Origin of the sequence: Sinimarinibacterium flocculans (assembly GCF_003201205.1) — a bacterium.
In the GTDB taxonomy this organism is placed as follows: Bacteria; Pseudomonadota; Gammaproteobacteria; order Nevskiales; family Nevskiaceae; genus Solimonas; species Solimonas flocculans.
Genome location: NZ_QICN01000003.1, coordinates 250831 through 267054, shown reverse-complemented (window position 1 = coordinate 267054; position 16224 = coordinate 250831). Strand labels below are relative to the sequence as shown.

Below are 16224 nucleotides of genomic sequence, written 5' to 3'. Positions count from 1 at the left end.
CCGATCTCCTCTGCGAGGGTTGCGATGCTGCAGGAATTCATCCAGGCCGTGCATGCCGCGCTCGGTCCGAACGTCGACTGGAAGCAGGTCGTGCTGACCGGCATGGCGCCGGTGTTTCTCATCGTGTTCGCGGTCGAATGGCAGCTCCTGCGGCAGCGCGCCGCCGGCGGCGCCGCTGCCAGGCCGCTGCCGCGCTGGCGCGACGTGGCGACCAACCTGGGTCTGGGGGCGAGCTATCAGGTCGCCGAGTTCGCGGTGCATGCGCTGGTCAGCGGTGCGGTCATCCTGTGGATCTACGAGCATCGACTGTTCGACGTGCCGGTCAACGCGTGGACGATCGTGCCGATCTTCGTCGCCGTCGAGTTCTGCTACTACTGGTTCCACCGCGCCAGCCATCGCATCCGCTGGTTCTGGAGCGCGCATGTGGTGCATCACTCGGAAGAGCAGATGAACTTCACGACCGCGCTGCGCCAGAGCATGCTGTACTCGATCACCGGCTGGTGGCTGTTCTTCATGCCGCTGGTGTGGCTCGGCGTGCCGCCGGGCGTGGTGTTCTTCCTCTACGCCTGCGATCTGGCCTACCAGTACTTCGTGCACACCGAGGTCATCGGCAGGCTGCCGCGCTGGTACGAGTACGTGTTCGACACACCGAGCAACCATCGCGCGCATCACGGGCGCAATCCGCAGTACATCGACCGCAACTACGGCGGCGTGCTGATCATCTTCGACCGCTGGTTCGGGACCTACGTGGAGGAGGACGAGCCGGTCGACTACGGCATTCCACGCCAGGTCCGCTCGAACAACATCTGGACGCTCAACGTCCACGAGTTCGCCGACATGTGGCGTGACGTCGCTCGGCCGGGACCGCTGCTGCAACGCCTGCGGCACCTGTGGGCGCCGCCCGAATGGCAACGGCCGGACGATGTGTCGGCAAGCGGACTGAGCCTGCCTCAGTCCTGATCCGGAGCGTCCTCGCTGATCTCGCGCATCAGGTTCTCCTGCACGACGCTGGCGACGAGCCGGCCCTGGCGGTCGTAGACCAGTCCGCGGGACAGGCCGCGCGCGCCCTGCGAGGTCGGCGAGTCCATGCTGTACAGCAGCCAGTCGTCGACGCGCACGTCGCGGTGGAACCACAGCGCATGGTCGATGCTGGCGATCACCATGTCTTCCGCGAACCAAGTGCGGCCGTGCGGGCGCACCGCCGTCGACAGCAGGTTGAAGTCCGACGCATAGGCCAGCACGCAGCGGTGCAGCATCGGGTTGTCCGGCAGCTTGCCGGCGGCGCGGAACCAGATGTGCTGCTGCGCCGGCCGCACTTCCGGGCGCAGCGGATTCCACGGTTCGACCGGCTTGAACTCGATGGCCAGTTCGCGCGTCATCGCGTGGAACACGCGGTCGGAAACGTCGGGGATCGATTGCAGCCAGTCGTCGTGCAGGTCGCGCGAGTTGCGCAGCTTGTCCGGCGGCGGCACGTCGGGCATCGCCTGCTGGTGTTCGAGCCCCTGCTCCTCGCGCTGGAACGAGACGATCATCGACAGGATCGGCTGGCCGTTCTGGATCGCCTGCACACGACGCGTCGTGAACGTGCGGCCGTCGCGCACGCGGTCGACCTCGTAGACGATCGGCAGGCTCATGTCGCCCGGGCGCAGGAAGTAGGCGTGCAGCGAATGCGGTACGCCGGCGGCGATCGTCCGGCTCGCACCGACCAGGGCCTGGCCGATGACCTGCCCGCCGAACACGCTCTTGCCGCCCAGATCGCGCGACTGACCGCGGAACAGATTGACTTCCAGATTCTCGAGGTCGAGCAGATTGACCAGATCCTGCAGAATGCGATTCATGATGCGGCGGCAGCGAAATCAGCGCTCAAGACTACTGGATTGCCCGGTGGATTGGACCACTCGGCGCCGCGCGGTGCGAGGGCGCCGATGAACTGCCGCGCCGGCTGCGGCGCCTGCTGCATCGCGCCGTCGATCTCGTCGCCGATTCCGGGCATGGCCGGACCGGGAAAGGCTCCGGCGCCCAAGCCGGCGGGCGTGCGCTGCGCGCAGCTCGATGACGCGCTGCGCTGCCGCCTGTTCGGCGATCCGCGGCGGCCTGCGGTCTGCGCGAGCCTGCGTGCCAGCGTCGAGATGTGCGGCGAGACGCGCGAGCAGGCGCTGCAGCACCTGAGCCGGCTCGAGCAGGCGACGGCTCCTCAAAGCTGACCGCGCAGGCTGTCCTGGCGCTGCTCGGCGATGACGCGACGTCCGCGCCGGTGGATCGTCTTCCAGACCAGGCGTACGCCGACATCGGGCCGGGTGTCGCAGGTCAGCTCCAGTTCGACGTCGTCTGCGGGCTCGAGCGTCACGTCGCGGAGCAGCGGCAGATAGATCTGCTCCCAGTGTGTCGGCGGCGCGTGGGGCGACGTCTTCAGCACGATGCCCGGGATCAGCTCGGCCTCCCACCACAGCGCGAAGCCGTGCAGCTGCAGGCCGGTCTCGTCCGCGCTCCAGCGCAGCACACGCGTGCGTTTGCTCGGCGGCGCCGGGCATTGCGGGCGCAGATCGAGATCGTCCCAGCACTGGATAAAGGGCTCCCCGCCAACGTCGTCCGCGCCGATGCTGCGCACATACATGTTGTTGAGACTGATCTCGCGCGCCGCCGAGAGGTCGAGGTCGTAACCGACACGGGGCCAGATGTCGATGTCGCGCTGCAGCCGGTCACTGACGACGGGCGCAGCGAACTGGCGCAGCCGCGAGGGCAGGATGACGCCGCCGGGCTTGAGGAACCGCCGCGCGTCGATCGCGGTTTCGAGAAAACCCTCCTCCAGCGCGAAATTGCCGAGCGTCTCGGTCACCACGATGTCGGCCGCGAGCTTGCGCCGGACCTCGGCCGAGTGTGCCCGCAGGAACTGCAGGCCGTCGATGCGGTTCGCGCGCGCCAGGGCCTCCGCGAGCTCGATCGTGTCGGCATATTCGATCAGGGTGCACTGCTTCGCGCCGAGCCTGCGCGCGAGAAAGCTGAGAAAGCCGGTGCCGGCGCCGATGTCGAGCACGGTCGACTCGCCCGGACGGATCACCCGGCTCAGGGCATCGAAGAACGCGCGATTGCGCGGGGCATCGCCGAGCAGTTTGCGGTGCAGCTCGATCTCACTCATCGAAGGGCAGTGCGACGGTCGGGGCCGGGGCGGGCAGGCGCGCCAGCTTAAGGGCTGCCGATGGGAGGCGTCGCGACAGTCGGCTAGAATTCGCCGCGCGCCGGCTTAGCTCAGTTGGTAGAGCACCTGATTTGTAATCAGGGGGTCGCGGGTTCGAACCCTGCAGCCGGCACCAGCTTCGCCCCCGACGTTCGCCACAGCTGCGAACGAATCGCATCATCGTTGACTTCGCACCACGTTCGGCGCGTCGCTGCAGCGCAGCAAATCCGGTAGGGGCTTTCACCCAATTTGGTTGCAGATTATTGACGCAGTTCACACCCCGGGAATAGGCTCGGCCCGTTGTTGTTCTCATAGCCGCCAGCTGTCGTCAGATGCGACCACGCCAGCACAGCTGGACCGTCTCGTTCTCATGGGAGTGAACTGATGGAAATTACTTCGAAGCGGAAGCGGAACGGGGACTTGTTCCTCCGGACCGCCATTGCCGCTGTCGTTGCGAGCAGCTTCTCTTCGGGTGCTGCGCTTGCGCAGGAAGAAGAAGCCGCCGCAGAGGGGACCACCAAGCTTGATGCTATCGAGGTCACCGGTTCGCGCCTGACGCGTGCGGCGGTGGAAGGTGCGTTGCCGGTCTCGGTGATCGACCGCGAGGCGATCGAGACCAGCGGCTTCACCTCGGTCGGTGAACTGCTGCGCAACACCGTTTTCAACTCGACGGGTGCCTTCCGTGCACAGTCCGGCAGCTCGGCGCAGTCGCTGGTCGCGGTCGACCTGCGCGGCCTCGGCTCCGAGCGCACGCTGGTCCTGATCGACGGTCGCCGTGCGCCGAAGGCGCCGTTCGCGCCGACCGCGCAGGATCTCAACGCGGTGCCGCTGGCGGCCGTGGAACGCGTCGAAATCCTCAAGGACGGCGCATCGGCCATCTACGGCGCCGACGCCGTGGCCGGCGTCATCAACATCATCACGCGCAAGGACTTCGAAGGCGTCGAGATCACCCATCAGCTGCAGGGCACGGACCGTGTCGGCGGCGACATCGAGCAGGGCTCGGTGACGATCGGCGTCAACGGCTCGCGCGGCAACATTGTGATGGGCGCGTCCTACTTCAACCGCGACATCATCTTCGCGCGCGACTCGCTGTTCAACCAGCCGGGCGCCAGCTTCTTCTCGAACAACCTGGTCTGGGGCTACGACGAGGACGGCGACGGTGTGACCGACGGCTACGGCTACGCCGCCGTGCCCGGCGGCTGCCCGAACACGGACCCGGCGTACTACATCACGCCGTCGGGCCTCTGCGGCTACGACTTCACGCTGGTGTCGGCCGACGAGGCCAAGACCGAGAACCAGGGCCTGTTCGCCAAGGGCACCTACCAGATCTCGGATACCTGGGACGTCACCGTCAACGCGAGCGTCAACCGCGCCAAGTCCTTCGGCCGTTACGCGCCGGCGCTCAACGACTTCGCGCTGGTCGTGCCGGACGACAATCCGTTCCTCGAGGAATTCCCGGACGACCTGTTCGGCGGCCCGAGCTACGATCCGGCGACCTCCACGACGCCGCTGTACCTGTACCACCGCTTCGCGTCGCTGGGCACCCGCGACACCACCACCGATGCCAACGTCTATGACATCAGCGGTGTGTTCTCGGGCTCGGTGGGCATCGTCAACATCAATGTCGGCGCCCGCTACAACGAGTACAAGTACTACGACTTCGGCCGCTTCTTCCTGGCGCGGCCGGTGGCGCAGAACGCCCTGAACGACGGCAGCTACGACTTCCGCGACCCGAATGCGACGCCGGATGCGGCGGCAGCCTTCAAGGCCACGACGGCGCGCGAGTCCACCTGGATCAACCGCGAGGCCTTCGCGGATGTGTCGATGCCGCTGTTCGAGATGGGCGGCGGTTCGGCCCAGATCGCGGTCGGCTTCGAGTATCGCGAAGAGGACTTCACCGATCTGTACGACGCCGCCTCCGAGGCCGGACAGATCGGTGGCTCCGCAGGCAACTCGGCCGGTCTGGGCCGTGACGTCCGCGCCTACTTCGCCGAGGCCCTGTTCCCGATCCTGAACAACCTCGAAGCGACGGTCGCGGTGCGTCGGGACGACTATTCCGACTTCGGTGCGGAAACCGCCCCGAAGGTCAGCCTGCGTTACCAGCCGATCGACACGGTCACGCTGCGTGCGTCCTACGGTGAGGGCTTCCGCGCACCGACGCTGGACGTGCTGAGCCAGAAGCCGGCGTTCTCGGCCGAGCCGATCTCGAACGACCAGCCGACCTGCGAGTTCGGCGGCTTCACCTGGGATGCCTCGACCAACACCTGCCGCAACGCGGCCGGCAACGTGCAGCAGATCCAGATCAACGCGACGCAGATCGCCAATCCGGACCTGGGCGCGGAAACCTCCGACCAGTACTCGCTGGGCTTCGCGTGGGATGTGGCCTCGTGGTTCGACTTCTCGCTCGACTACTACCGCATCGAGATCGACAACCGTATCGATACCTTCTTCCCCGAGGAGATTCTCGATGCGATCCGTGTCGGCGATCCGGTGCCGGCGGCCTTCGTCGTCGAGCGCGGCCAGCGTACGCCGGACGATCCGCTGTACGATCCGAACGCGCGTATCACCGGCCTGACCTTCGGTCAGTCGAACAACGGTACGCTGGATACGAGCGGCCTCGATTTCGAAGCCAACTTCCGCTACAACCTGGGCAGCCTCGGCAACCTGGCCTCGATGGTGCGCTACGTGCACATCCTCGAGTACAAGATCGACAACGGGCGTGACCTGATCGGCGATCCGGCAGCACCGGATACCCGCATCCAGGGCATGACCGAGTGGAAGATCTCCGACTTTGCCTTCGGTTGGAACTTCAACATCATCGGCGACCAGGCGGAAACGGTCAGTGTCGATGCGGCATCGGGCAATGCGGTGCGCAGCGGTCACATTCCGACCTATGTCACGCATGACTTCCAGCTGACCTACTTCGCCCCGTGGAACGGCCAGATCACCGTCGGCGCGATCAACGCCTTCGGCAAGGAGCCGGATGCGCGGTCGGCCTATGATGGTCGCGACTACAACTTCTACCTCTACGATCAGTACGGCACGCAGCCGTACGTCCGCTACACGCAGCGGTTCTGATCGGGCGGTGATGGTTGACGAGGGCCCCTGCGGGGGCCCTCTTTTTTCGTGGGGCCGGGCGTGAACGCAGCTGATTCGCAGGACGGTGACGCGCGCGCGCGCGCCTGGAGCCGCTACTGGGGTCGCGGCGTGCGGCATTCCTGCCCGGGCTCCTTTCACGATCACTATGGCGCTGCGACGCAGGCCTTCTGGCGCGAGCGCTTCGCGCAGCTCAATGCCGAAGATCGCGCGCTGGAACTCGGCTGCGGCAACGGCTCGCTGATCCGCTATTTGGATCGTGCGGGCCCGGTGTGGCCCGCATCAATCGACGCCGTGGACCTGGCCGAACTGGATTCACAGTGGCTCGGGCAGATCGCACCGGCGCTGCGCGACCGCGTGCGCCTGCATCCACGGACGCCGGCGGCCACGCTGCCGCTCGCGGACGCCTCGGTCACGCAGGTCTTCAGCCAGTACGCACTGGAGTACTTCGCCGGCGAATCCTGCTGGCGCGAGCTGGCGCGGGTGATGTCGCCTCGCGCGACGCTGGCACTGATCGCGCACCGCCGCGAGTCGCATCTGGCGCATCTGGCGGAGTCGGAGTCCGTGGATGCACAGTGGCTGCTTGCACCCGGCGGTCCGCTCGATCGTGCCGAGGCCCTGCTGCCGTGGCTGGCGATGTCCGCCGACCCCGCTGCCAGGGCGCAGCGCGCCGCGGACCCGCGCGCCGCCGCAGCGCGGCAGGCATTCAACGCGGTATATGCCGAGCTGGATGCACGAATCGCCGCTGCAGCGTTTCCGGACCTGCTGCGCGAAACAGCGGACGGCGTCATGCGGATCCTGCAGGCGGCTGCGGGCAGGGGGGCGGCACCGTCGATCGACGCGCTGCGTGTGCTGCGCGCCGAGCTGGAGGACAATCGGCTGCGTGTGGCCGAGCTGGTCGCCTGCGCGCTCGATCGCGAAGGCATTGAGCGCTGGCAGCGACAGTTGCAGCAGATCGGCTGTACACAGATCGAGGTCGGCGAGATCAGCGAGCAGAACCATCTGTTCGGCTGGAGCCTCGTCGCGCGTCGCGGATGAAGGCACTATCGGAATGATCGGAACATGAATGCAACCTCGTCGGCTGCACCGCAGGATCGGCTGCAGCACGCCTTCGCGGAGATGAACGCCGGGCGCCTGGAGCCCGCGCGCCGCGAGTTCATCGCGCTGTGCAGCGACCCCGACTGCGGCGCCGATGCCTATCGCGGCCTCGCTGCGGTCTGCTGGCGGCTGGGACAGCTCAAGCCGGCGGTGGAGTACCTGCGCCAGGCGGTCCTGATCGCGCCGGACCGCGCCGAGGTGCACGCCGACATGGCGCTCGTGCTGATGGCGTCACGGCAGCCCGTCGCGGCGGTGCCGCACATGGAACGGGTAGTGAGCCTGCGGCCGACGGATCCCGACGCCTGGCACAACTACGGAAAACTGCTGGGCGACCTGCGCCAGCTGCAACCGGCGCGTGCGGCGTTCGAACGATCGCTGGCACTGGCGCCGGATCGCGTGCCCACCTTGACCACCTATGCCCGCGCGCTGTCGAACTGCGGAGATGACGATGCCGCGGAGGCGATCTGGGAGCGTGTCATCGCGCTGCAGCCGAAGCGCTTCGACGGCTATCAGGGGTTGGCCGAGGTGCAGTTCGCGCGCGGGCACCTGCAGCGCGCGCGCGACACCTACGCCCGCGGCGCCGTCGAGGTTCCGGACGCGCCGGAAATGCACATGGGACTGGCACAGCTCAAGGAAGACCTCGGCGACCGCGACGGTGCAGAGGCTTCGTTTCGCGATGCCCTGCGGCTGCGGCCCGACTGGCCGATGGCGCTGGAGGGCGTGCTGACGCTGATCCGCGGTCGCGCCGAGCCGGAGCTGCTGGCCCGCGCGCGCGCCATCGTCGAGGACCCGCGGCGGCCGCCGCAGGATCGCGCCAACGTCGGCTTCGGTCTCGGCAAGGCGCTCGACGCCAACGATCCGGACGCCGCGTTCGCGGTGTGGGAGCTGGCCAACCGGGCGCGTCGTGCGCAGGTCGGTCCGTACGATCGCGATCGCCTCGTGTCCCGCGTCGATCGCACGATCGCAGCCTACACCCCATCCCATCTCGCCCGGCTGGAAGGCCGGGGCAGCCTCGATCCCAGGCCGGTGTTCGTGCTCGGCATGCCGCGAAGCGGAACGTCGCTGGTCGAGCAGATCATTGCCGCGCATCCGCAGGCGCACGGCTACGGTGAACTGCCGGACCTGTCGCGCATCGCGCGCGAGCTGCCGCGGCGCATCGGCTCGATCCAGCGCTGGCCCGAGGCCCTGGGCGCACTGGATGCCACGGCGCTGCAGGCGGCTGCCGACGACTACCTGGCGGTCCTGCAACGGCGCGAGGCGACGCCGTCGCTGCGCTGCGTCGACAAGGCGCCGCTGAACTTCTTCCACCTGGGGCTGATCGCGCTGATGTTTCCGCAGGCGACGATCATCTGGTGCCGGCGCGATCCACGCGACATCTGCGTGTCGATCTACGGCGAGAACTTTGCGCTGGAACAGAGCTTCGCCAACGATCTGGGCGATCTCGGCTTCTTCTACCGCGAGTACATGCGCCTGATGCGCCACTGGCGCGGCCTGTTCGGCACCCGCATCCACGAGTGCGTGTACGAGGATCTGGTCGCCGACCCCGAAGCCGGGGCGAGGGCGCTGATCGACGCCGTGCGCCTGCCCTGGGATGAGGCCTGCCTGAACTTCCACGAGAGCGAACGGGCGGTTCTCACGCCGAGTCGCTGGCAGGTGCGGCAGCCGATCTACTCGAAGGCGGTCAGCCGCTGGCGTCGATACGAACGCTGGATCGCGCCGCTGGTCGAGGCGCTTGGAGACGAGGTGCGATGAGCCAGCCGCGCAGCGCGAGGTTCGAGCTGCAGACGGCGTTCGCCGTCCCGATCGGGCGCGCCGAGCACCCGGGGCCGGCGCCGCTCAACCGGGATCTGCGCGGCCTGTTTCTCGAGCGCGAGCAGGCGGGCGACCGCTACCGCAATCCCGACCCGACGATGAACATCCGGCCGGGACTGTTCGAGAGCCGCTTCGACCTGTTCGACTGGACCGACCCGCCGATCGCCGAGTTGCGCGCGTTCTGCTGGTCGGCCTTGTTCAAGACCGTCTCGGACTTGAGCGGCTACGCGCCGCAGGACATGAACCGCCTCGAAGTGCGTTCGACCGCCTGGTTTCATGTCACGCGGCGGGGCGGCTACTTCGGGCAGCACAACCATCCGATGGCGAGCTGGTCCGGCGTGTACTGCGTCGATGCCGGAGACGATCGCAGCGGTCATCCGGAGAGTGGTGCGCTGGTGTTCGCGCACCCCTTCGGCATGGCGACGGCATTCACTGACCTGGGCAATGCGCGCCTGCGCGATCCCTGGGGCGTGCGCCCCTTGAGCCTGACACTCAAGCCCGGCGAACTGGTGATCTTCCCGTCGTGGCTGATGCACCAGGTCATGCCGTACCAGGGCGATGGCGAGCGCATCACGGTGGCCTTCAACGCGTGGTTCCGGCAGCGGGCGGCGGCATAGGACGCACCGGGGACGGAAAATCCCGACACGTGGCTGGGGGAAGTTCCCGTTTGACCGCGGGCGGACGGGCGTGGCACACAGGGTCGATCTGATCCACAACACTGGAGAACGCAACCGTGAGAACCGGACCGGCGCTGGGCGCCGCGCTGCTGCTGGGAGCCGGCGTCGCCCAGGCGGCGGACATTCCCCTTGAGGCGTTCGCGCGTCAGCCCGAGTTCAACGATGTCGTCATCTCGCCGGACGGGCGGCACGTGGCCGTCAGCGTGCCGGACGGCAATCAGACCAACCTCGCGGTGATCCGTCTCGCGGACAAGAAGGTCACCGCGGCGATCCAGAGCGGCCGGGACACACACGTCGCCGACATCTACTGGGCCAACGACCAGCGGGTGATCATCGCAATGGCCGACAGCGCCGGTCCGCTGGACCAGCCGTCCTTCACCGGCGAGTTCAACGCCGTGGACGCGGACGGTCGCCACATGAGCTATCTGTTCGGCTGGAGACCGCGCCGGTCGATGGCCGAGTTCGCGGCCCAGGAGGCGACGGTCGGCTTCGGCACCTTCGTGTCCGACCTGAAGGACGATCCCGATCACGTGATGATCGCCTCGGTGCATCCGCGCGAGGCGTGGACACAGACCGGGCGTTCAACGCTCTACAAGGTCAACGTCGAGACCTCGGCGACCCGCGTCGTCGCGCGTGCGCCGATCACCGGCTGGTCCGGCTTCGTCGTCGACGACCAGGGCAAGCTGCACTTCACGATCGGCTCCGACGAGCAGACCCTGGCCACGCGGACGTTCCGCTTCCTGCCCGGGTCCGACGAGTGGAAGGAGGTCGGCAGCGGCAAGCTGGGCGCCGAGATCGTTCCCTTGCGGATCACCGCGGACGGATCGCGCATCTACGTGCGGGCCCGCAATGACCAGGGGCGGCTGTGCCTGGCGACGCTCGATCCGGACTCCGGCGCCACCCGGATGGTGAATTGCCATAACGAGGTCGACGTCGGACTGGTGGTGTTCTCCACCGACGGCAACACGCCGCTGGCCGCCTACTACCATCCGGGCAGGATCGAAGCGAGCTGGATCACGCCCGAGCATCCGGAGGCGGTGGCGCTGCGTCGTTTCGCCGCGTCGTTTCCCGGACAGATCGCGCGGCCGACGTCACGCACCCGCGACGGGTCGCTGATGACCATCCTGGTCTACAGCGACCGCAATCCCGGGGATTTCTACCTCTACGATACGAAGGAGGGGAAGGCGGAGTACCTGTTCTCCGTGCGCAGCTGGATCGATCCCGAGCAGATGGCCGAACGCAGGCCCATCCGCTACGAAACCCGCGACGGGGCCACGATTCACGGATATCTGACCTTGCCGCGCGGCGTCGCGGCGGAGCAGCTGCCGCTGATCGTCCACCCGCACGGCGGACCGTTCGGGGTTCGCGACGCCTGGGGCTGGACGGCGGATCCGCAGGCCATGGCCAGTCGCGGCTATGCGGTGCTGCAGGTCAACTTCCGCGGTTCGGGGGGCTATGGCCATCAGCACCACGAAGCGGCGCGCGGGCAGTGGGGCGGGATGATGATCGACGACATCACCGACGGCGTGCGCTGGGCGATCGAACAGCGGATCGCGGACCCCGAGCGCATCTGCATCTACGGCGGCAGCTACGGAGGCTATGCCTCGCTGATGAGCGCCGTGCGCGAGCCCGACCTCTACAAGTGCACGGTCGGCTATGTCGGCGTCTACGACATCCCGTTGTGGATGCGGGATACCGACGTGAGCGACCGCGAGTCGGGCCGCAACTACATGCGGCAGTACGTCGGCAACGACCCGGAGGAACTCAGGCGCCAGTCGCCGATCCACCATCTCGACCGGCTCAAGGCGGCGGTGTTCCTCGTTCACGGCAAGCACGACATCCGCGTGCCGTACAACCAGGCCACCCAGCTGCGCAAGGCGCTGAAGGCGCGGGATTATCCCTTCGAGTGGCGGGTCGAGGCCGACGAAGGACACGGCTTCTACCGGCTCGATGCCCGTGTCGGACTCTACGAACAGTTGTTCGCCTTCTTCGACAAGCACATCGGTGCTGCCGACTGAGCGTCGCCAGCCACAGATCCGCGGCTTCTGTCAATTAGCCGGATGGCTATCAGCCATCCGGCTAATGTTTTTCTGCGCGCCGGGCTCCTAGAGTGAGGCTGCCGCCACCAAGCGGCACTCAGGCCCAGGCATAGGGAGGGGATGACGATGCAGACCATGATGAAGTTCGCGGCGGCCGCCGCGTTGCTGTTCGCCGTTTCGGCACACGCCGGGCCGGTCAACATCAACACGGCGGACGCGCAGACGCTGTCCGAGGAACTCAAGGGCGTAGGACCGGCCAAGGCTGCGGCGATCGTCGAGGATCGCGAAGCCAACGGCGCTTTCGTCAAGCCCGAGGACATCACCCGGGTGGGTGGAATCGGCGAGGCGATCTACGAACAGAACAAGGCCAACATCAAGGTCAAAGACTGATAGTCCCTAAGGGAGGGGCGACCTCAGGCGAGCGCAAGCTCGCCTTTTTTTATGCCCGATGATGGGGGAAAACCCCGTTACTAAGCGGCAGAACATTGGTGCTACCATCCGCCCCTTGATGGCGCAGGCGGCGTATTTCTTGCGTTTCGACGCCGCCTGACAATATTTCTCAAGCCCAATCCCAAGGAAGTTCACGCATGTCCGAGAGCCCCAATCGAGCGGTGGCGCGAGCAGCGATGCTCAAACACGGCGGATGGGCCGTTGCCGGTCTCGCGATGTCGTCGCTGGCGATGGCGCAATCGACGGCCCCGGTGACGCGTTCGGTCAACGAGCAGGTCGCCGCCGAGCAGGCCGCGCAGCAGACGCAGAGCCGCGTCGAGAAGCTCGACGACGAGACGCGTCGCGCCGTCGCCGAGTACCGGGCCGTGGTCCAGGAGACGGCGAGCCTCAAGCGCTACAACGAACAGTTGCAGGCGACGATCGGCTCGCAGGTCGAGGAAATGGAGACGATGCAGCAGCAGCTCGGCGAGATCGAGACCACTGCGCGCGAGATCGTGCCCTTTTTGCAGAAGATGCTGACGACGCTCGAGGAGTTCGTCAGGCTCGACCTGCCGTTCCTGCCCGATGAGCGTGCCGAGCGCATCGCCGACCTCAAGGACATGATGACGCGTGCCGACGTGTCGATCGCGGAGAAGTTCCGCCGCATCGTCGAGGCCTACCAGGTCGAGATGGAGTACGGACGGACGCTCGAGGCCTACCAGGGCAAGATCGGCGAGCGCACCGTGGAGTTCCTGCGTGCCGGCCGCGTGTCGCTGATGTATCAGACGCTCGACGGTTCCGAGAGCGGCTACTGGGACGCCGACGCCGACCAGTGGGTCGCGGACAACAGCTATCAGGACGCCGTGACCGCCGGCCTGAAGATCGCGAAGAAGCAGGCGGCGCCGAATCTGCTGTCGGTACCCGTCAGCGCGCCGAAGGAGGCGAAGTAACATGTTGCGCAAGCCTTTGTTCAGTCTGCTGCGTCCGCTCGCGATCCTGCTGGTCGCCGCCGCCCCCGGAATCGGGCAGGCGCAGGGCGCTGCCTCCCTCGACGAACTGCTCGAACAGACGCGCACGGCGCGTGCCCGCGAAGCGCAGCAGAACCAGGCGCGGATCAATCAGTTCCAGCAGGAGCGCAACCGTCGCGCACAGATGCTCAGCGAGGCCCAGGCCGAGCTGACGCGCGAGAACAGCCGCGCCAACGCCCTATCGGCGCAGTTCGATGCCAACGAGAAGAAGCTGACCGAGCTGCAGGCGGCGCTCGACGCCAAGCTCGGCAACCTCGGCGAGATGTTCGGCGTCGTGCGTCAGGTGGCCGGCGACTTCGCGTCGGTGGCCTACAACTCGATGGTGTCGGCGCAGTATCCGGAGCGCGAGACCTTCGCGCGCAAGCTGTCCGAATCCAAGGCGCTGGCCTCGATCGAGGATCTCGAGCGCCTGTGGTTCGAGATGCAGCGCGAGATGACCGAGAGCGGCCGCGTCACCAAGTTCTCGACCAAGGTCATCAATCTCGAAGGCCAGGAGCAGGACACGGCGGTGGTGCGCCTCGGCGGCTTCACCGCGTCCAGTGAAGACGGCTTCCTCACCTACCTGCCCGGCGAGCGCGAGTTCGCCGTGCTCAGCCGCCAGCCGGCGTCGCGCTTCGTGTCGCCGAACGTCGACCTGCTCGACGAGACCAGCGGGTATCACCGGGCGACGCTGGACCCGACGCGCGGTACGCTGCTGTCGGTGCTGGTGCAGACGCCCAAGCTCGGCGAGCAGATCAAGTTCGGTGGCCTGGTCGGCTATCTGATTCTCGCCGTCGGCGCGATCGGCCTGATCATGGCCGCGGTGCGCTTCATCGCCCTGTCGGCCGTCGGTGCCAAGGTCAACTCGCAGCGCAAGGACACGTCCAACGCCAGCGAGGGCAATCCGCTCGGTCGTGTGCTCGCGGTCTACTACAAGGACCCGAACGTCGATCAGGAAACGCTGCAGCTGCGGCTCGACGAGGCCGTGCTCAAGGAGATTCCGGCGCTCGAAAGCTGGCTGCCGGCGATCAAGATGATCGCCGCCGTCGGTCCGCTGATGGGTCTGCTCGGCACGGTCACCGGCATGATCCTGACCTTCCAGCAGATCACGCTGTTCGGCACCGGCGATCCGAAGATCATGGCCGACGGCATCTCGCAGGCGCTGGTCACCACGGTCATGGGCCTGGTGGTCGCGATCCCGATGGTGCTGATCCACGCCTATCTCGCCGGCCGCAGCAAGAACATCGTGCAGATCCTCGACGAGGAGGCCGCCGGCCTGATCGCGGAGCATGCCGAGAAGCAGCATGGTCGGACCGCTTGATCTGTTCGCGGACGTTCGCGATCTGCTCGAACTGGGCGGGCCGGTGGTCCGCATCCTGCTCGGTGCCGCGTTCATCCTGTGGGTGCTGATCATGGAGCGCTGGCTGTACTGCCGGCGTGAACTGCCGCGCATGGTGGGACGCATCCAGTCCGAGTGGGATGCGCGCAGCGATCACTCCTCCTGGTACGCCCGTCAGGTCAAGCGCAAGCTGGTGTCCGAGGCGACACGCGAGATCCGTGGCTATCTCGGCCTGATCAAGGCGCTGGTCGCGCTGGCCTCGCTGCTCGGCCTGCTCGGCACCGTGACCGGCATGATCCAGGTGTTCGACGTGATGGCGACACTGGGCACCGGCAACGCACGCGCGATGGCCTCCGGCGTTTCGGCGGCGACGATCCCGACGATGGCGGGCATGGTCGTGTCGATTTCCGGTCTTTATCCGATCCTGTGGCTCGAGAAGAAGCTGGCGACCGAAACCAGCAAGCTCAACGACCACATGATCACGCATTAAGGTTTACGTCATGGCACGCAGAAACAGAGGTACGGACGACGACGCCCAGATCGACCTGACGCCGATGCTGGACATGTCGTTCATCCTGCTGATCTTCTTCATCGTGACGACCTCGTTCGTCAAGGAAGCCGGCATCGACGTCAGCCGCCCCAGCGCGGCGACCGCCGAGCGCAAGGAGCGCGGCAACATCCTCATCGCGATCCGCTCCAACGGCGAGATCTGGATCGACAAGCGCGTCGTCGACAAGCGCGCGGTGCGCGCCACCGTCGAGCGCCTGCACGCGGAGAATCCGGAAGGATCGGTCGTGATCATCGCCGACAAGACCTCCGAGACCGGTACGCTGGTCGAGGTCATGGACCAGGTACGCCTCGCCGGCGTGTTCAACGTCTCGATCGCGGCTGACCAGAGCGGGGGCGGCTGATGGCGCGGAGCGCGCTCGCGGTGGTGATCGCGGCCCTGATTGCGGTCGGCCTGTTCTGGCTGATGCACCTGCTGATCATGGGGCGCGACATCGGTCCGAAGAAGGACTCCACGACGGCGGTCATCGACTTCGTGCGCCTGAAGCGCGACACGCAGCTCGAGACGCGCACGCGCAGCAAGCCGGAGAAGCCGCCGCCGCCGAAGAAGCCGCCGCCGCCGCAGCTCAACGTGCAGGCGCAGGCCAAGCCGGACATGGCACCGACGCCGTTCAACATGCCCAAGCTCAACCTGCCGACCAGCATCACCGGCGGGCCGTTCCTCGGTACGTTCTCGGCGGGGGACATCCAGGGCGACGGCGAGCTGATTCCGCTGGTGCGCATCGCACCGCAGTATCCGCGACAGGCGTTGCGCGACGGTGTCGCCGGCGAGGTGACGCTGGAGATCACGGTGGGGCCCGACGGCACCGTCAAGTCGGCACGCGTCAAGAGCGCCAAGCCGCGCGGCTACTTCGAGTCCGCGGCCGTTTCCGCCGCCTATAAGGGGCGGTTCAGGCCGAAAGTGGTAGACGGTACGCCGATGGAAACCACCGGCGTGTACACCGTGAAGTTCAACCTGGGCGAGTAGCGATGCAGCGCAGATTGC

Annotated in this window: 15 protein-coding genes and 1 tRNA gene; 14 read left to right on the top strand and 2 right to left on the bottom strand. The window is 67.0% G+C overall.

The genetic code is table 11. The features are described 5' to 3' along the window. Positions 1-24 precede the first annotated feature (24 nt). A complete protein-coding gene (locus tag C8D93_RS07660) occupies positions 25-960 on the top strand; it encodes a sterol desaturase family protein (RefSeq protein ID WP_110264576.1) in 936 nt (311 codons plus the stop codon). Here the strand turns inward: C8D93_RS07660 and tesB are convergent. After that, positions 951-1838, bottom strand: a complete 888-nt coding sequence (tesB, locus tag C8D93_RS07655; protein ID WP_110264575.1) for an acyl-CoA thioesterase II — start codon at positions 1836-1838, stop codon at positions 951-953. The two genes, C8D93_RS07660 and tesB, sit on opposite strands and share 10 nt — an antisense overlap. 87 nt (positions 1839-1925) lie before the next feature. On the opposite strand from tesB, the gene C8D93_RS07650 reads away from it, so the two are divergent. Next, positions 1926-2204: a YkgJ family cysteine cluster protein gene (locus C8D93_RS07650; RefSeq protein ID WP_110264793.1), complete on the top strand. Its 279-nt coding sequence runs from the start codon at positions 1926-1928 to the stop codon at positions 2202-2204. On the opposite strand, the gene C8D93_RS07645 is transcribed toward C8D93_RS07650, so the two are convergent. Then, positions 2195-3136 carry a methyltransferase domain-containing protein gene (locus C8D93_RS07645; protein WP_110264574.1) on the bottom strand — a complete coding sequence of 314 codons (942 nt, stop codon included), beginning with the start codon at positions 3134-3136 and terminating at the stop codon, positions 2195-2197. The genes C8D93_RS07650 and C8D93_RS07645 overlap by 10 nt on opposite strands. A 99-nt stretch (positions 3137-3235) precedes the next feature. On the opposite strand from C8D93_RS07645, the gene C8D93_RS07640 reads away from it, so the two are divergent. The 12 genes from C8D93_RS07640 (at position 3236) to C8D93_RS07585 (ending at position 16206) form a co-directional block, all read left to right on the top strand. Next, a tRNA-Thr gene (locus C8D93_RS07640) sits at positions 3236-3311 on the top strand. Positions 3312-3595: 284 nt separating this feature from the next. Further along, complete coding sequence (locus tag C8D93_RS07635; protein WP_170123948.1) at positions 3596-6253, top strand: TonB-dependent receptor plug domain-containing protein; 2658 nt, start codon at positions 3596-3598, stop codon at positions 6251-6253. Between the two features lie 60 nt (positions 6254-6313). Continuing rightward, the gene (locus tag C8D93_RS07630; RefSeq protein ID WP_170123947.1) at positions 6314-7309 is read left to right on the top strand and encodes a class I SAM-dependent methyltransferase; all 996 of its coding nucleotides are present in this window, start codon (positions 6314-6316) and stop codon (positions 7307-7309) included. Positions 7310-7333: 24 nt separating this feature from the next. Continuing rightward, positions 7334-9121: a tetratricopeptide repeat-containing sulfotransferase family protein gene (locus tag C8D93_RS07625; RefSeq protein WP_110264571.1), complete on the top strand. Its 1788-nt coding sequence runs from the start codon at positions 7334-7336 to the stop codon at positions 9119-9121. Continuing rightward, the gene (locus C8D93_RS07620; protein WP_110264570.1) at positions 9118-9798 is read left to right on the top strand and encodes a putative 2OG-Fe(II) oxygenase; all 681 of its coding nucleotides are present in this window, start codon (positions 9118-9120) and stop codon (positions 9796-9798) included. Before C8D93_RS07625 ends, C8D93_RS07620 begins: the two co-directional genes overlap by 4 nt. A gap of 116 nt (positions 9799-9914) precedes the next feature. Then, on the top strand, positions 9915-11876 hold the full coding sequence (locus C8D93_RS07615) for an alpha/beta hydrolase family protein (RefSeq protein WP_110264569.1): 1962 nt from the start codon (positions 9915-9917) through the stop codon (positions 11874-11876). A 141-nt stretch (positions 11877-12017) separates the two neighbouring features. Next, a complete protein-coding gene (locus C8D93_RS07610) occupies positions 12018-12287 on the top strand; it encodes a ComEA family DNA-binding protein (RefSeq protein WP_211307251.1) in 270 nt (89 codons plus the stop codon). Between the two features lie 197 nt (positions 12288-12484). Then, positions 12485-13276 carry a DUF3450 domain-containing protein gene (locus C8D93_RS07605; protein WP_110264568.1) on the top strand — a complete coding sequence of 264 codons (792 nt, stop codon included), beginning with the start codon at positions 12485-12487 and terminating at the stop codon, positions 13274-13276. 1 nt (position 13277) lies between these two features. Then, the gene (locus C8D93_RS07600) at positions 13278-14654 is read left to right on the top strand and encodes a MotA/TolQ/ExbB proton channel family protein (RefSeq protein WP_211307250.1); all 1377 of its coding nucleotides are present in this window, start codon (positions 13278-13280) and stop codon (positions 14652-14654) included. Next, entirely contained in the window at positions 14638-15162 is a 525-nt protein-coding gene (locus tag C8D93_RS07595) for a MotA/TolQ/ExbB proton channel family protein (RefSeq protein ID WP_110264567.1), read from the top strand. Before C8D93_RS07600 ends, C8D93_RS07595 begins: the two co-directional genes overlap by 17 nt. Before the next feature lie 10 nt (positions 15163-15172). Further along, on the top strand, positions 15173-15583 hold the full coding sequence (locus tag C8D93_RS07590) for an ExbD/TolR family protein (RefSeq protein ID WP_110264566.1): 411 nt from the start codon (positions 15173-15175) through the stop codon (positions 15581-15583). Beyond that, positions 15583-16206, top strand: coding sequence for an energy transducer TonB (locus C8D93_RS07585; protein WP_110264565.1), 624 nt, complete (start codon positions 15583-15585; stop codon positions 16204-16206). Before C8D93_RS07590 ends, C8D93_RS07585 begins: the two co-directional genes overlap by 1 nt. The last annotated feature ends 18 nt before the right edge of the window (positions 16207-16224 follow it).

What these genes read in the sequence shown, in the direction of transcription:
- tesB (WP_110264575.1), bottom strand. Translation starts at nt 1,838, where the DNA reads ATGAATCGCATTCTGCAGGATCTGGTCAATCTGCTCGACCTCGAGAAT.
- C8D93_RS07585 (WP_110264565.1), top strand. Translation starts at nt 15,583, where the DNA reads ATGGCGCGGAGCGCGCTCGCGGTGGTGATCGCGGCCCTGATTGCGGTC.
- C8D93_RS07600 (WP_211307250.1), top strand. Translation starts at nt 13,278, where the DNA reads ATGTTGCGCAAGCCTTTGTTCAGTCTGCTGCGTCCGCTCGCGATCCTG.
- C8D93_RS07620 (WP_110264570.1), top strand. Translation starts at nt 9,118, where the DNA reads ATGAGCCAGCCGCGCAGCGCGAGGTTCGAGCTGCAGACGGCGTTCGCC.
- C8D93_RS07590 (WP_110264566.1), top strand. Translation starts at nt 15,173, where the DNA reads ATGGCACGCAGAAACAGAGGTACGGACGACGACGCCCAGATCGACCTG.
- C8D93_RS07660 (WP_110264576.1), top strand. Translation starts at nt 25, where the DNA reads ATGCTGCAGGAATTCATCCAGGCCGTGCATGCCGCGCTCGGTCCGAAC.
- C8D93_RS07650 (WP_110264793.1), top strand. Translation starts at nt 1,926, where the DNA reads ATGAACTGCCGCGCCGGCTGCGGCGCCTGCTGCATCGCGCCGTCGATC.
- C8D93_RS07625 (WP_110264571.1), top strand. Translation starts at nt 7,334, where the DNA reads ATGAATGCAACCTCGTCGGCTGCACCGCAGGATCGGCTGCAGCACGCC.
- C8D93_RS07595 (WP_110264567.1), top strand. Translation starts at nt 14,638, where the DNA reads ATGGTCGGACCGCTTGATCTGTTCGCGGACGTTCGCGATCTGCTCGAA.
- C8D93_RS07610 (WP_211307251.1), top strand. Translation starts at nt 12,018, where the DNA reads ATGACGATGCAGACCATGATGAAGTTCGCGGCGGCCGCCGCGTTGCTG.
- C8D93_RS07645 (WP_110264574.1), bottom strand. Translation starts at nt 3,136, where the DNA reads ATGAGTGAGATCGAGCTGCACCGCAAACTGCTCGGCGATGCCCCGCGC.
- C8D93_RS07605 (WP_110264568.1), top strand. Translation starts at nt 12,485, where the DNA reads ATGTCCGAGAGCCCCAATCGAGCGGTGGCGCGAGCAGCGATGCTCAAA.